Raw genomic sequence first — 13,103 nt, 5'->3', positions numbered from 1 at the left:
CCGCTGCGCACAGAGTGTCCATGCGCAGCGGGCTTCGCTCTCACCGAATGCCCTGTCAGTTCCAGTAGAGCCAGAATCTCGCCGTAACGTTGGGACAGGCGGTCGTGCAGCTGGACAGGCGGCCACGGAATTGGCCGTGCTTGTAGTGCCAGGGACTGCATCCACTTGTCGCCCCAGTGGTGTACGGGCTGTTCCACACCGTCTGGTACAGGACGCCCGCGGACACCTGGAGCTGGATGCGGTAAGGCTCGGCTCCTGAGGTGTTGATACGGGTGGAGTAGCAGATCTGCTGGCTGAGGGAGTCGAACGAGGGCGTGGCGGCCGATGCGTTCGGTGCCCGACCGCCGGCGTTGAGATCGTACGGACCGGCCTGCCCGCGGCGTGCGGAGGCCGCGTCAGCGGGAGCGGCGACGAGCAGGGCACCGACCATCATCGGTGCGACCAGAGCGGCTTTGCCGATCATTCATCCACTCCTTTGCCGCTAGTTCCAGTAGAACCAGAAGTCGACGACGAGACCGGCGACGCCGCGCTGCGTAACAGACCCGTAAACCCAGGCCTGGCTGCGGTAGTACCACGGCGTGCAGGCTTGGGCGCGGCCGCTGTAGGTGGGGCTGGTCCAGATCCGGTCGAAGAAGGGACCCGACAGGTCCTCCCTGAATTCGATGTTGTAGGTGCCGCCCGAGCCCGACTTGTAGGCCTTGAAGCACATCTGCTGGCTGGAAGGCGTGAAGAACGACTGCGTCCAGCCGTTGCTGATACTGATCGGCCCCGCCTGCCCAAGGGCCGGGCGGACGACCGCCGCATGAGCGCCGGGATGGACGGCGATGGTGCCGGCCGCCGCAACCGGCACCCAGGCGGCCATGGCGAGGATCCGGCGTGCGGGGCTTGGCCTGGATCTCGACGGGAGTCTCGGCATTTGTGCGCTCCTCTCCGCGGACGGTTCTGACTAAGGGGAGTCTGAGCCGTTCGGAACGGAGCGTCATTGTCTCTGCGTGCACGCCTCGTAGGGCCTCAGCGCACGATGCACGAGCCGGAACCGGCCTCGCCGACTCGCGCGCCATACAGGGCGTGCCGGCGCGGCGGCACGAGTGATTGTCGGCGCGTTGTTGGCGTTTCTCGGACACGTCGAGCGCGAAGGCGATCTGGTAGATGCCAGCCATGAGCGCGGCTCGCCTGTCAGCAGCGGAGTCGGGCCCCACGTGGCCCTGGCCGGGCTCACTCGTCGCTGAACGCGTCGGGGGTACCCGGGCGCCGGTCTCCGGGGTGACGCCCGTCCACGTAGCGACCTCGGCCTCGGCCCATTGCGCCCAGCGCAGCTGCAGCTCGTTTTGCTCGCGCAGCAGCCGCGCGGTCAGCGCGATTACCGGAAGCCGGTGCGGGTAAGGGCCGCCGGTCGTTTCGTAGTCGGCCATCTGGTCGGCGGTGGCGGCCAGCCGCCGTTCGGCGTGGGTGCGGATCTGGCGCAGGGTGGCGCGCAGTTGCTCCAGGGCGCCGTGGTCGGCGAAGGCCACCTTCACCAGGGCCTCGAATGTGGGGCCAGGCCGCGTTCCACCAGCTTCTTCGGCTCCTCGTAGAGCACGCTGGCCGCGCGCGGCTACGTCGACCGCAGGCTGCGGTCCATCTGCTGCTTGAGCTCGTAGGTGGTCCAGGATCGCACGCCCAGCAGAGAGAGGACCGCGTACGAGGTGGTGAGTGCTCCGGCTGCCGGAGTCGTCGCGCAAACCGGAGGTGGCCATGTGCCCCGTTGCGCACGACACGAAAGAGAAGGTGCATGGAGAACCAACGAACAGTGCTCGCGCTCACCGCGATCGCAGCAGCTGGTGTCCTATTCAGCAGCCAGCCCGCCCATGCCGTTCGTGGCGCTGCAGAACAAGAAGACCAAGAAGTGCCTCGCGTCGTCCAGGAGCTCGTTCCCGACGATGCAGCGGTGCAACCGCAGCAAGCACTGGTGGCGGGTGTCGCACGGTGAGGGCAGTCAGAGGAAGAAGAACTTCCTGGTGAACCGGTACCACGGGTACCTGTTCCGGGAGGCCGGTGGGGGGATCCGCGCCCTCGGCAGCGTATGGGGCCAGCGTCCGGAAACTCCATCGCCGCGGTTCGCCTGCTACTTCATTCAGCTTGGCTTGAGCGTTCTGGAAGCCCAAGACTGACGGCATTGGCGCCGACCAACGTGCCGCTGGTCCTAGCCTAGAAGTTGTTTCAGCAAGTCATAGGCTGTGTTGCTCGCAACCCCGCCCGTGAGCACACCCGCGGTGGCGATGAGCGCAGGACGCAACTGAAGAACGGAGATCCCGTCGTGCCGGATTTCACCCGGCGCGAAGTCCCGCACTTCTGGGTCGTCATCGCGCCAGTCGCTCATGACCTCAACGATCTGCCCCAGGCTCTTGTCGATGTAGGCGCCCTGCGCATCGAGAAGCCGAACCGAACGCAGCGACGGCCAGTCGATCAGTCCGGGCAGATCTCGGTACGCCATGAAGCTCACCAAGTCCGCTGTTCCGGAGAACCGCCATGGTGACCCGCCCTCAGCGGTATCCAGGTTCGCGAGCGCAGCGGCGTGTTCATCATGGAGGGTGACCATGACTCTCCAAAATTCGGTTGCGTTGAACCGCCACTGTGGGACGCCCAGTACGCTCGGCGCGATGCTGACACGTAGCCCCGTCAACTGGTATCCCGCGAAATGCAGATCCCAGCTCGTTCCCGACCGCAGGTTCAGGTAAGCGTAATTGCGCCGGAGGTCACGGAAAACGAGTGAGTCTGGATGGCAGAAGACAAGGCTTACGAGCGCAGAACCATCATCACTGCTGTTGACAACTGAACGTACCTTCAATGTGAGGTCGGCCCAGGAACGCTCTTCGAGCATGCCCTGGGGTTCCCAACGTCCCGAGCCTGTAACACGTTGCCACTCCTCGCGATGCTCCCGCCGCTCCCGCTCTTCGGCAGCTCGATAGCACGTGAAATCCTGGAGGAGCCGGTCTACGAAACGGCCCGTAGTGAGCATCCCGGCGACATACTTGACCAGTTCATCGTCACAGCTGGCGAAAATTCGACTCAATTCAGACCATCCGCGATGGGCGACGGTTTGAGACAATCGATGTTCTAGCTCCGCGGCACTGCAAGCGGAGGTGGTGAGCCTGACCGGATCCTGCGGTACCGCCTTGTTCTCAACAGGTCGCCTCTCATCCGCTGGCATGGCAGGAGCTTAATGGCGGCGCGCGTACTCCGAAGGTCTCCGCAACGAGGATGTTGCCGAGCTCGGTGCGGCTAGCTGGCGCGGTCTCGTTCGCCCTGGTGCCCCGCCGCTGCGAACGCAGGACGCGCGGCATCGGCCGTGCCTCGTCGGTGGCTAAACAGCGGTTCAGAACACGCCGTTGAGCAGTCCTGACGGACGAGATCCACCGTTGGCGTCTCCGCATTGGCTGTTGTTGCCCAGCCCAAGGGCGCCGGTGACCGCGCCGATTCCGGCTGCTCCGCTCGCGATGTTGTTCGCCGGTTGCCCCAGGCACTGCAGGCCGGTGATCCTCGGTGGTGAACGCGCCATCGCCGTGCGCCTCCTGTTCATCGCTCTCCCGCTGTCGCCGGCCACCGCGTTCGCACTCGGCCTGTTCCTGCTCGGCGGCTCGTCGTGGGCGGTCGCCCTCGCGATCGCCTGCGTCGTGATGCCCGTCGACTTCGCCCCCGCCGCCCGGCCGCCCAGAGACGACCGCCTGCCCCGCCGGCTGCGGCATGTCCTGGCCGTCGAGAGCGGCTACAACGACGGGATCTTCTCCCCCGTGTTCGCGTTCGCGCATGATGCTCGGCGTATCGGGGCACGAGCAGATCCCCGCCGAGGCGCTGGAGCACGCCGGTCCCGCCGCCCTGTACGCCGTGCTGATCGGCGTCCCGGTCGGCGCGGTCACCGGGTTCGCGCTCCGTAGATCCGTCACGGCCGGATGGACCGAGGTCTCCTCCATCCGCATCGCCATGGTCCTGGTCCCGCTGTCACCTACGCTCTCGCTGTGGGAGTCGGCGGCAACGGCTTCGTCGCCGCGTTCATCGCGGGAATCGCCTACAAGCTCGGGCGCGTGGGCGACCGCGACATGCACACTGACATCACGCACGCCGAGCTGTCCGCCGTCGACGACCTCAGCGTGATCACCACAATGATCATGTGGTTCGTGTTCGGCACGCTCACCGAGCTGGTGCTCAGGTTCGGCCTCATGTGGCCTCGTTCGATCGTGTTCGGGCTGCTGGCGTTCAAGAAGATGGGCGACGATGACGCCAGCATCGTGCTGTGCGTCATGACGTTCGTCATCATCGGCAGCCTCCTTCTGCAAGGCCTCGCGTCCCCATCGGCGGCCGCCGCCTCACCGCCGGCTGGTCAACGCCCTCCACCCCATGACCCGGTCTCTGCTCGACTGCCGTCGTGTCGATCAGGACACTCAAATCGTCTGCATGAGCGGGCGGAGCCTCACGTTCGCCGTCGCCACGCTTGTCAACGGCGTCCGGCTCAATCAGACGAGGACATCTGGGGCCTCCTGCGTGTCCGTCGTGCTGTCGGTCTCCACAGGGACGGGTGCCTGCTCGTGGCGGGTCAGCAGACCGATCACGACGGCTCCGGCGGCGACGATGGCGGCGCTGATCAGAGTCGTCACCTGCAGGCCGGTGGTGAAGGCGTCCCGTGCGGCGTCCAGCATCTCGACGCCGGCCGTTCCGGGAAGCCGTTCGGCGGCCTCCACAGCACCGGCGAGACTCTCCCGGGCCGCGCTCTCGGCGGCGGGCGGGACCCCGGCCGGAAGGGAGTCGCTCAGGTCGCCGCGGTAGATCGCCGTTCCCAGGCTGCCGAGCAACGCCAGCCCGGCGGCGAGCCCGAACTCCTGGCCGGTCTCCGAGATCGCCGAGGCCGCGCCGGCGCGCTCCGGCGGTGCCGTGGAGATGATCCGGTCGATCGCCAGCAGGATCCATGGGCCGAAGCCCAGACCCATCACGACCAGCCCGGTGATCACCCACGCCAGGCTGCCGGTGCTGATCAGCAGCACCCCGAACGCCACGACGCCCATCGAACCCGCCAGCACCACCGCCGGACGGAACCTGCCGGCGACCCTCGGCGCGAACTGCGTGCTCAGGAGCACCGCAGCGGCCTGCGGCAGCATCCACAGACCCGCTTCCAAGGGCGACAGCCCCCGGACCAGCTGCAAGTACTGGTTGACGAAGAGCATCACGCCGCCCATCGCGACGAGCCCCACCATCAACGAGGCGAGCGAGATGCTGAAGTTGCGGTAGCGGAACAGCCTCAGGTCGATCATCGGGTCGGGCAGGCGCCGCTGCCGGCGCACGAACGCGACCCCGAGCGCAACGCCGGCCACGATGGACACCGCCACCGTCACGTCCGTGCCGTGCGTAGCGATGCGCTTGACCCCGTAGATGAGCGATAGCACCGTGCCCAGCGACAGGACGGCGCTCAGCAGGTCGAGCCGGCCGGCCTCCGGGTCGCGGTACTCAGGCAACAGGAACGGCCCGGCGAGCAGCAGGATCGCCATCACCGGCACGCCCAGCAGGAAGACCGAGCCCCACCAGAAGAACTCCAAAAGCAGCCCGCCGACCAGGGGGCCGATCGCCGAACCCACCATGAAGCCGCCCATCCAGACGGCCAAGGCCTTGGTCCGTTCCGCGTCGTCGGTGAACATGTTGCGGATCAGCGACATGGTCGACGGCATCAACGTCGCCCCCGCCACGCCGAGCAGCGCGCGGGACACGATGAGCATTTCAGCACTGGTGGAGTACGCGGCCAGCAGGGACGCGACGCCGAAGGCGCCCGCGCCGGCCAGCAACACCTTGCGCCGCCCGATCCGGTCCCCCAGCACTCCCATGCTGACGAGGAATCCCGCGATCATGAAGCCATAGATGTCCAGGATCCACAGCAACTGGTTCGCGGTCGGGCTCAGGTCGGCGCCGAGGTGCGGGATCGCCAGATGCAGCACGGTCATGTCGATCGAAATGAGCAGCGTGGGCAGGGTGAGAACAACCAACCCGATCCACCGCCTGCGGACGGACGCCATATCTGTTCCTTCCTCGTTCGGAGGCTCAGCCGTCCAGCCGCGCGGGCGGCCGGTCGCCTACGAGTAGACAAGGCGTCAACCAGGCACTCGATTCCGCATCCCGCCCGGCTCGGGCGAAGGTCTCACACCGCCTCGGTCATCCGACCTAGGTCACGCTCCAACGGCGCAGGCTTCGTTCGGACGCCAGCGGGCGGGACGTCGCGGTATGCGTCCCCTAGTCGGCCACAACGACCAGGTCGTAGAACTCGCATGGCCGCAGCCTTGGCAGGTTGGCCATCTGGACGCGCGACTCAATCTGGAACACCCTACCGGCGTCGCCGATCATCACGTAGACCGCTCGTCCGCCCGGGGCACGGTTTGCAGGTGCAGCTCACGGCCGTGCGTGACGATCGTCGTTGCCACTGTGCTGCGTGCTTTTCGACGACGTGGCACAGCCTCGCTACGGCTATGAGCTGATGCAGCTGACGGCGGATCGACCGGCCCGCCTCCTATATCGGCTCAAGCAGCGCGCTTTTAGAGCCGAGCTGGCATCGCGCACGAAGTCGCTCGCGTTCACGCTGGCCTCTTCGACTCGGTCGATCTTGCGGTCTTCGTCGAAGGCGGCGACCACAGCCCGCCCGCGCGCTCCATCGCATGGTGGTGGAACCACCTTGATCAGGACCCCACAATTCATCGTCGTACGTCGCGGCGGAGCGAGGCTTCCTCTTGAGGTCGTACATGGCCGTGTAGCGCACCGCGTGACCACCCGGTGGAGGCTGTCACGGGGTGGGCTGGAGACGTACGCAGCACCGGTCGGGTGCGGGGTCGAGCTGAGCGGTCATACCGGTCTCGTCCAGGCCGTCCAGGAGTCCGCTGAGCAGGCACAGGTTCATGCCGCACACCAGCTCGGTGTGTTGCCGCGCCAACGTGTGGAACGGGCAGTTGCCCAGCACGATCGCCGGATCGGTCACCTGCGGCTCGAAGCCGAAGTCCTCCAGAACGTCCAGCACGGCCGGTCGGCCGTCCGGGCCGGGGTGGGCCTCGCGTGATGCCCGGCCGATGTCCTCTCCCAGTTCGCGGGCGAGCCGGTCGAGGATCGTCCGTGGTGAACGGCCGGTGGCTTCGGCTTCCTGAACGGCGGTCGCCAGCAGGCGCCCGGCCAGTTCGTACTGGCGGTCGGGCAGCGACACCGCGATCTGCTGCGGGGCGCGCCGGTAGAGCTTGGAAGGACGGCCGGCGCCGGGTCCTCCGGTGCGGCGCTCGGTCACGACCTCCAGCAGGCCCTGGCCGACGAGGCGGTCCAGATGGAACACCACCGTGCTGCGCGACAAGCCCAGCGCCGCGGCGGCGGCGTCGCGGCTGACCGGTGCCGGCTGCCGGACCACGTGGTCGTACAACCTGCGCCGGGTCGGCTCGTCGAGGGCGGCCACCGCCGACACCCGCGAGGTCAGCGACTCGTCCATCTCTAAAAACCATTTCTATTGAAGAAATCTTCATTACGTTCTAACGTTAACACGAGTCGTCGTTAGAGGAGGCGTCATGACCGCACAGTCGCCCACGTCCGTCCCACGGTCGTCCGGCCGGGGAGCACTGGCCGATCCGGGCTACCAGGCGTACCTGGTCCTGCGGGTGGTGTTCACCGTGGCGCCGATCGCGTTCGGGCTCGACAAGTTCACCGGCCTGCTCGCCGACTGGCCGGCCTACCTCGCGCCCTGGATCGACGATCTCGTACCGGGCACCGCCCAGCAGGCCATGTACGCCAGCGGCGTGGTCGAGATCGTCGCCGGGCTCGTGGTCGCGGCGGCGCCGCGGTTCGGCGGCCTGCTGGTGGCCGCCTGGCTGACCGGGATCATCATCAACCTGCTGACCCTCGGAGACTTCCACGACGTGGCGCTGCGGGACGCCGGGCTGTTGGCCGGTGCCGTGGCCCTGTTCCGGCTGGCCGCCGGCCGGCCCGCGGTCGGGCGCACCCGGCGGCACGGAGATGGGGCCGGTCGATGAGCGTCGCGGAGCCCGACGTCTTCGCCGAGCCGCCGGTGCCGTCGATCCAGCAGTTGCGGCAGACGGTGACCGGCGGCCGAACGGGCATCGACCTGCGAGCCGCACCTTTCCCAACGACGAAGGCTACGACGAACTGGTCCTGGCCAAGAACATTCCGGTGCAGTCGCTGTGCGAGCACCATCTGCTGCCGTTCCAAGGTGTCGCCCATATCGGATACCTTCCGGGCGAACGGATCCTCGGCCTGTCGAAACTGGCCCGGGTGGTGGAGCTGTTCGCCCGTGATCTGCAGGTGCAGGAACGGCTGACCAAGCAGGTCGCCGACTGGCTGCAGGAACACCTGGCGCCCAAGGGGGTCGGCGTGGTCATCGAGGCCGAGCACCTGTGCATGTCCCTGCGCGGCGTGCGGGCGGCCCGATCGGCCACGGTGACCTCGACCCTGCACGGCGCGCTCCGCGACGACGCGCGCTCCCGCCAGGAGTTCCTCGCGTTCACCTCGGCCACCCGCTAGCTGAATCGACCACGAGCGTTGTCGACGGGCGCGCCTGAAGACCCCGGTGCGGTGGAGGTGGTCAGCGGCGTTCGACGGCGACGCGCAGGCCGAGGGCGATGAACGCCACGCCGGTCGCGCGTTCAAGCCAGGCCTTCACGCCAGGGCCGTTCAGAACGCGGCGGGCGCGCGCGATGAGGTGGGCATAGGCGGTAAGCCAGATCAGCCCGATCAGAACGTGCAGCGCGGTGAGCGTCAGCGTCTGGGGAAGGACGGGTCGGCCGCGGTCAACGAATTGGGGCAGGAAGGTCAGAAAGAACAGTGCGGGCTTGGGATTGAGCACCGTGGTGAGGAGGCCCTGAAGGTAGGCGCGGCGGGGCAGGGCGCCGTCGGCGAGTTCGATGCCGGGCGGCTTGCGGGCGTCGCGCAGAGCCTGGACGCCGAGCCACACCAGGTAGGCGGCGCCGGCGAGCTTGACGATGGTGTACGCCGTCGCGGAGGCCACCAGCAGCGCCGACAGTCCCGCCGCCAGCGCCAGGCCGTGCACCAGCAGACCGCTGAGGCTTCCGAAGACCGTCTTCTGGGCGAGCCGTGGACCGGCCACCAGAACGTGGCGCGTCACGATCGCCATGTCGGCGCCGGGCACCACCGTGATCAACGTCGAGGCCAGCAGGAACGGCAGCAGCAGGTCGAGGGGCACCATCATGTGCCGCTCCGCGACCGGCACGGGGCTGCGGGCGACAGCACGGTCGATCCGGAACGGCGAAGGGGCGCGCCTGCCGGGCTGAGAAGTGGTTCCATGTCGCCATGAGAAGCGCTATCTTTAAGCTTCATGTCAAAGCGTAGCACTATCCAAGAGTTGATCGATCATCTTCGTATGGAGATCGATCAGCTGGCACCCGGGGACCGGCTGTCCAGCAGTCGCGAACTGATCGACCGCTACGGGATCAGTCCCGCGACGGTGTCGCGCGCCATCGCGCGGCTGGCCGCCGAAGGTGCTGTGGTGACACGCCCAGGCAGCGGCACGTTCGTGGCGCCGCGGCGCACCGCGCCCCACGACGGCGTCGCCGACACCTCCTGGCAGTCCGTGACCCTGGCCGGGCGCGACACCGGCCCGGTGCCCGCGGGGCGCCTGCTGGACGAACCACACCGCGACGCGATCACCATGGCGGGCGGCTACCTGCATCGTTCACTGCGGCCAGACTCGGCACTGGTCGCCGCCATGAGACGTGCGGCGGGCAGGCCGGACGCGTGGGACCGCGCGCCGACGGCGGGCCTGGCGTCCCTGCGCGCCGTGTTCGCCCGGCTTGCGGGCGGCGCGGTAACGCCCGAGGACGTGCTCGTCACCAGCGGCGGGCAAAGCGCGCTGTCGATCGTGTTCCGCGCGATCATCCCGCCCGGCAGCCCGGTCCTGATGGAGTCACCGACCTATCCGGGGGCGTTGGCCGCCGCCCGGGCGGCAGGTCTGCGGCCCGTGCCCGTCCCCATGGACGCCGACGGCGTCCGCCTGGAACTGCTGGCCGAAGCGTTCGCCAGGACGGGCGCACGCCTGCTGTACTGCCAGCCCGCACTGCACAATCCCACGGGTGCCGTGCTGGCCGCCGACCGGCGCCGCCAGCTCATCGATGTGGCACGCGCGGTCGACGCCTTCGTCGTCGAAGACGACTTCGCCCGGCTTCTCGGGCACGGCGGCACGCCGCCTCCCGCTCTGGTCGCCGACGACCACGAAGGCACGGTGATTTACCTGACCTCACTGACCAAGCCGGCGGCACCGAGCCTGCGCATCGGCGCCCTGATCGCTCGCGGCCCCGTGATGGCACGCCTGCGGGCCATCCGCCATGTCGACGACTTCTTCGTCGCCCGTCCCCTCCAGGAGGCGGCCGTCGAACTGCTCAGTACCCCCGCCTGGGAACGCCACCAGTCGAGTTTGGCCAACGCGCTGCGCGAACGCTGCGCCACGCTGGCCGCCGAACTGACCCGTCGCCTACCGGACTGGTCCACCCGCCTACCGAACGCCGGTCTGCATCTGTGGGTGAGCCTGCCCGCCGCACTGGGCAACCCGTCCGAACTGGCGGATGCGGCACGTACCCGCGGAGTGGTCGTCAGCTCGGGCGACGACTTCTACCCTGCCGAACCGCAAGGACCGTACCTGCGGCTCAGCTTCGCCGCCGCCGAACTCACCGACCTGGCCGAGGGCGTCCGCCGCCTGAGCGCCGCCGCACACGACCTCGCCCACCGCGGCTAGGCCGCTCGCCACCGCACCCCCGTTCCCCGATGGTTTTCGGCGACGGAAGTCGAATCTGACTAGAGCCGGCCTGCCGTCCTGCTCGGCGCCCCGGGCGATGCGGACACCTGCTTCGACGGCCTCTTCCCAGGTCGGGTACTCGCCGCCGAAATCTGTCGGACCGTCCTGACTGCCGTCGACGTAGACGCCACCGACCGCGAGATCGTTCTTGGTGATGCCGCGCAGCACGGGCCGGCACGGTCGGGCTCCTGTCAAGACCGCATCCATATGTCACGGCTGGAAGGAATACTGAACCAATGCGCGGGGTCGAATACGAAAAAGCCAAACGAGTCATGCAGGACCACCATGAGGAGATCGAGAGCCGGTATCACCCGGTCGCCGGTTACGGCATCGGCAGTGTCGTCGCGCCGGAGCATCTCGACGAGGCACACGATGAGGTCTTCGGGATCCACGTGTTCCTGGAAGACGCCGGTGGCCTGCCAACCACGCCTCAATCAATCGAAGGTGTTCCGCTGCACTTTGTGGTCACCGGTCCGTTCAAGCCGTTCTGATGGACGTGCCAGCGGCCACCGTCGCCACACGCGGACGTCAGGCCGCAAGCGCAGCAACGGCGCAGATATGGGGCGCGTCTCGTATGCGGGTTAACTGACAACTGCTCCCCATGGGATTCGTACTCGATCGATGACGTTCGTTGTGGCGGTAACCAGGAAAGGTTTTCCGTTGTCGTTGATCCGCGAGGTTCCGGCTACTCGCTTGTCCCCGCCCATGTCAGCATCCCAGTACAGAACGGCACTCCACGAGCAAAGACATCGTTTCGTGTTCGGGTAGAGCTGGAATTCTTCGACTTCGGTCTCTGACACGGTATAAGGAAAGTCAACAAAGTCCTCGTCGCCCGCTACTTCGCCCGGCTTGGTGGCTGCCAGCATGACTGACGGAGGCTGACGGTCCAAATTGAGGTGAAAACGTCGCGGGCTGAGGCCTCCTGCTCCACCTTTTGCAACGAACGTTCCCGCAAGGGGAGGTTTCCGTTCATGGATGGTCACGGTGAGCTTTCGCAGCACAACGGCCTTGGCAGATCTGCCTGAGACCGTTATTGACACTGTGTTGTCGGTCGCTGCGACCCCCTTGCGGGCGTCGACCCACTTTTTCCAGTTCTCTCTTTTCCAGGTGGAATAGACCTTCTCGGCTGGTGGCTGGCCGACGTCTTCTTTCGTGCCCGGGAATACCCATCCTGGGTCGGCCTCGTAATCCATTCTGACGTCCACCAGTACCGGGCTGTTCGAACCTGCGCCAGGCGTCCCTTCCGGGGATGCGGCGACTTGTGGGCGGCCAAGCATGCTACGCCCGGTATCTTCGAGCACCGCAACGAACGGAGCAGCAAGCAATGCGGCAGCCAGCGTAATGAGAATTGCCTTCATTGTCATACTCGTGTCACGCCAAGAGGACCGCATCCGCCGCCGTCGCGATGAGTGAGCGTGGTCGCGTATCCCACGCCTATCGTCCCGCCGATGATTGCGATGTGACGCCATACATGGTCAGTACCACACCCCCAGCCTTGACGGAAGATGACAGAACAGATGGTCATGGACGAGCATTGCCTGACCATGTTGATCACCGGAAGGCGGGGCTAGGCCCGTCGTAAATCTTCTGCTACATGATCCGGCAATCGACGCCATGGCGCGTTCGTAGCGGCCGCTCCTACTGGCGTTGCCGCACCGGGCCCGGGCCGCCACCGCGGACGGGTCGTCCGTCCAATGTGGCAATCTGCCGGTATGTCCAGTGCGCTTGTGCCTGAGCCGACCGTCCAGCTTCTGCATCACGCCGCCACTGAGCGAGCCGGAAACATGCTGGTCGACAGCTACGCCCGGCAGGAGGTGGTCGTGCTGAAGCGTCCGCGGGATGGAGCCGAGCCCAGGGAGGTCGTCCTCGTCTGCGGCTCGTGCCGAGAACGGTTGACCTACCGGGTCTTCAGCGTGCGAGCGGCGCGCAGAGCACGGCGGATGTGGACGGCCCTCGGGCTGGCGGGCGTCGGGCTGGTGCCCCTGTGTGTGCTGGTGCCGAACGGGGTGGTCGCGATCGTGCTCGCGCTCGCTGGGTTCGGCCTGGCCCTGGGATCGTTCACCATCGTGTCCCGCGATATCGGAGTGGCCGGTCCTGGCCGCCTGTGGCGGTGGCCGCACTATCTCGCCGTGCCGACCGAGGAACGCACGGGCGCTCTGCCCACCTTGCGGTGCGACCGATGCGGGCATCGCGAACCTTTCGCCGTGGGCGATTTCCACGACGCCAAGGCTCGGCTTGCACAACACACTTGCCCAGCCGACGGCAACTGAACGGTAGGGCGTATTGAGAGCGCCCC

Annotated in this window: 16 protein-coding genes and 1 pseudogene; 7 read left to right on the top strand and 10 right to left on the bottom strand. The window is 67.2% G+C overall.

The window, feature by feature from the left end; translation table 11 throughout:
• Nucleotides 1-55 precede the first annotated feature (55 nt).
• The 3 genes and pseudogenes from ABD333_RS11105 to ABD333_RS47490 all read right to left on the bottom strand — a co-directional run.
• Entirely contained in the window at nt 56-463 is a 408-nt protein-coding gene (locus tag ABD333_RS11105) for a hypothetical protein (RefSeq protein ID WP_344540226.1), read from the bottom strand.
• An 18-nt stretch (nt 464-481) separates the two neighbouring features.
• Nucleotides 482-862, bottom strand: a complete 381-nt coding sequence (locus ABD333_RS11100) for a hypothetical protein (RefSeq protein WP_344540225.1) — start codon at nt 860-862, stop codon at nt 482-484.
• 436 nt (nt 863-1,298) lie between these two features.
• Nucleotides 1,299-1,736, bottom strand: a pseudogene (locus tag ABD333_RS47490) (virulence activator alpha C-terminal domain-containing protein); the annotation flags it as partial.
• 120 nt (nt 1,737-1,856) lie between these two features.
• Here ABD333_RS47490 and ABD333_RS11095 point away from each other — a divergent pair.
• Nucleotides 1,857-2,150 carry a hypothetical protein gene (locus ABD333_RS11095; protein ID WP_344540224.1) on the top strand — a complete coding sequence of 98 codons (294 nt, stop codon included), beginning with the start codon at nt 1,857-1,859 and terminating at the stop codon, nt 2,148-2,150.
• A gap of 32 nt (nt 2,151-2,182) precedes the next feature.
• On the opposite strand, the gene ABD333_RS11090 is transcribed toward ABD333_RS11095, so the two are convergent.
• Nucleotides 2,183-3,190, bottom strand: a complete 1,008-nt coding sequence (locus ABD333_RS11090) for a hypothetical protein (RefSeq protein ID WP_344540223.1) — start codon at nt 3,188-3,190, stop codon at nt 2,183-2,185.
• Nucleotides 3,191-3,443: 253 nt separating this feature from the next.
• Here ABD333_RS11090 and ABD333_RS11085 point away from each other — a divergent pair, with 253 nt between their 5' ends.
• Nucleotides 3,444-3,914: a hypothetical protein gene (locus ABD333_RS11085; protein ID WP_344540222.1), complete on the top strand. Its 471-nt coding sequence runs from the start codon at nt 3,444-3,446 to the stop codon at nt 3,912-3,914.
• 131 nt (nt 3,915-4,045) lie between these two features.
• Here ABD333_RS11085 and ABD333_RS11080 read toward each other — a convergent pair whose 3' ends face one another.
• The 4 genes from ABD333_RS11080 to ABD333_RS11070 form a co-directional block, all read right to left on the bottom strand.
• A complete protein-coding gene (locus tag ABD333_RS11080) occupies nt 4,046-4,294 on the bottom strand; it encodes a hypothetical protein (protein WP_344540221.1) in 249 nt (82 codons plus the stop codon).
• Between the two features lie 196 nt (nt 4,295-4,490).
• Nucleotides 4,491-6,035 carry an MFS transporter gene (locus ABD333_RS11075; protein ID WP_344540220.1) on the bottom strand — a complete coding sequence of 515 codons (1,545 nt, stop codon included), beginning with the start codon at nt 6,033-6,035 and terminating at the stop codon, nt 4,491-4,493.
• A 214-nt stretch (nt 6,036-6,249) separates the two neighbouring features.
• Nucleotides 6,250-6,360, bottom strand: a complete 111-nt coding sequence (locus tag ABD333_RS47485) for a hypothetical protein (protein WP_410556935.1) — start codon at nt 6,358-6,360, stop codon at nt 6,250-6,252.
• 433 nt (nt 6,361-6,793) lie between these two features.
• The gene (locus tag ABD333_RS11070) at nt 6,794-7,477 is read right to left on the bottom strand and encodes a helix-turn-helix transcriptional regulator (RefSeq protein WP_344540219.1); all 684 of its coding nucleotides are present in this window, start codon (nt 7,475-7,477) and stop codon (nt 6,794-6,796) included.
• A gap of 76 nt (nt 7,478-7,553) precedes the next feature.
• On the opposite strand from ABD333_RS11070, the gene ABD333_RS11065 reads away from it, so the two are divergent.
• Nucleotides 7,554-8,015 (top strand): DoxX family membrane protein, encoded by a 462-nt coding sequence (locus tag ABD333_RS11065; RefSeq protein WP_344540218.1) that lies wholly within the window; start codon nt 7,554-7,556, stop codon nt 8,013-8,015.
• On the top strand, nt 7,999-8,523 hold the full coding sequence (folE, locus tag ABD333_RS11060; RefSeq protein ID WP_344540217.1) for a GTP cyclohydrolase I: 525 nt from the start codon (nt 7,999-8,001) through the stop codon (nt 8,521-8,523). The genes ABD333_RS11065 and folE overlap by 17 nt, the downstream gene beginning before the upstream one ends.
• 61 nt (nt 8,524-8,584) lie before the next feature.
• Here folE and ABD333_RS11055 read toward each other — a convergent pair whose 3' ends face one another.
• Complete coding sequence (locus ABD333_RS11055) at nt 8,585-9,208, bottom strand: LysE family translocator (protein ID WP_344540216.1); 624 nt, start codon at nt 9,206-9,208, stop codon at nt 8,585-8,587.
• 126 nt (nt 9,209-9,334) lie between these two features.
• On the opposite strand from ABD333_RS11055, the gene ABD333_RS11050 reads away from it, so the two are divergent.
• Entirely contained in the window at nt 9,335-10,747 is a 1,413-nt protein-coding gene (locus tag ABD333_RS11050; RefSeq protein WP_344540215.1) for an aminotransferase-like domain-containing protein, read from the top strand.
• A gap of 296 nt (nt 10,748-11,043) precedes the next feature.
• Nucleotides 11,044-11,298 carry a hypothetical protein gene (locus tag ABD333_RS11045; RefSeq protein WP_344540214.1) on the top strand — a complete coding sequence of 85 codons (255 nt, stop codon included), beginning with the start codon at nt 11,044-11,046 and terminating at the stop codon, nt 11,296-11,298.
• A 90-nt stretch (nt 11,299-11,388) separates the two neighbouring features.
• On the opposite strand, the gene ABD333_RS11040 is transcribed toward ABD333_RS11045, so the two are convergent.
• Nucleotides 11,389-12,165 (bottom strand): hypothetical protein, encoded by a 777-nt coding sequence (locus tag ABD333_RS11040; RefSeq protein WP_344540213.1) that lies wholly within the window; start codon nt 12,163-12,165, stop codon nt 11,389-11,391.
• Nucleotides 12,166-12,519: 354 nt separating this feature from the next.
• Between ABD333_RS11040 and ABD333_RS11035 the strand changes: the two genes are divergently transcribed.
• Complete coding sequence (locus ABD333_RS11035; RefSeq protein WP_344540212.1) at nt 12,520-13,077, top strand: hypothetical protein; 558 nt, start codon at nt 12,520-12,522, stop codon at nt 13,075-13,077.
• Nucleotides 13,078-13,103: the final 26 nt, after the last annotated feature.

It is taken from the genome of Actinomadura fulvescens, from assembly GCF_039533225.1.
In the GTDB taxonomy this organism is placed as follows: Bacteria; Actinomycetota; Actinomycetes; order Streptosporangiales; family Streptosporangiaceae; genus Spirillospora; species Spirillospora fulvescens.
The sequence above is the reverse complement of the archived record's forward strand: the minus strand, read 5'-3'. Positions and strand labels throughout refer to the sequence as shown.

Excerpts from the sequence above, each read along its gene's own strand:
- ABD333_RS47485 (WP_410556935.1), bottom strand. The coding sequence starts at position 6,360 with ATGATCGGCGACGCCGGTAGGGTGTTCCAGATTGAGTCGCGCGTCCAG.
- folE (WP_344540217.1), top strand. The coding sequence starts at position 7,999 with ATGGGGCCGGTCGATGAGCGTCGCGGAGCCCGACGTCTTCGCCGAGCC.
- ABD333_RS11040 (WP_344540213.1), bottom strand. The coding sequence starts at position 12,165 with ATGAAGGCAATTCTCATTACGCTGGCTGCCGCATTGCTTGCTGCTCCG.
- ABD333_RS11070 (WP_344540219.1), bottom strand. The coding sequence starts at position 7,477 with ATGGACGAGTCGCTGACCTCGCGGGTGTCGGCGGTGGCCGCCCTCGAC.
- ABD333_RS11035 (WP_344540212.1), top strand. The coding sequence starts at position 12,520 with ATGTCCAGTGCGCTTGTGCCTGAGCCGACCGTCCAGCTTCTGCATCAC.
- ABD333_RS11050 (WP_344540215.1), top strand. The coding sequence starts at position 9,335 with ATGTCAAAGCGTAGCACTATCCAAGAGTTGATCGATCATCTTCGTATG.
- ABD333_RS11080 (WP_344540221.1), bottom strand. The coding sequence starts at position 4,294 with ATGATGACGAACGTCATGACGCACAGCACGATGCTGGCGTCATCGTCG.
- ABD333_RS11065 (WP_344540218.1), top strand. The coding sequence starts at position 7,554 with ATGACCGCACAGTCGCCCACGTCCGTCCCACGGTCGTCCGGCCGGGGA.
- ABD333_RS11075 (WP_344540220.1), bottom strand. The coding sequence starts at position 6,035 with ATGGCGTCCGTCCGCAGGCGGTGGATCGGGTTGGTTGTTCTCACCCTG.
- ABD333_RS11105 (WP_344540226.1), bottom strand. The coding sequence starts at position 463 with ATGATCGGCAAAGCCGCTCTGGTCGCACCGATGATGGTCGGTGCCCTG.
- ABD333_RS11100 (WP_344540225.1), bottom strand. The coding sequence starts at position 862 with ATGGCCGCCTGGGTGCCGGTTGCGGCGGCCGGCACCATCGCCGTCCAT.
- ABD333_RS11090 (WP_344540223.1), bottom strand. The coding sequence starts at position 3,190 with ATGCCAGCGGATGAGAGGCGACCTGTTGAGAACAAGGCGGTACCGCAG.
- ABD333_RS11055 (WP_344540216.1), bottom strand. The coding sequence starts at position 9,208 with ATGATGGTGCCCCTCGACCTGCTGCTGCCGTTCCTGCTGGCCTCGACG.
- ABD333_RS11045 (WP_344540214.1), top strand. The coding sequence starts at position 11,044 with ATGCGCGGGGTCGAATACGAAAAAGCCAAACGAGTCATGCAGGACCAC.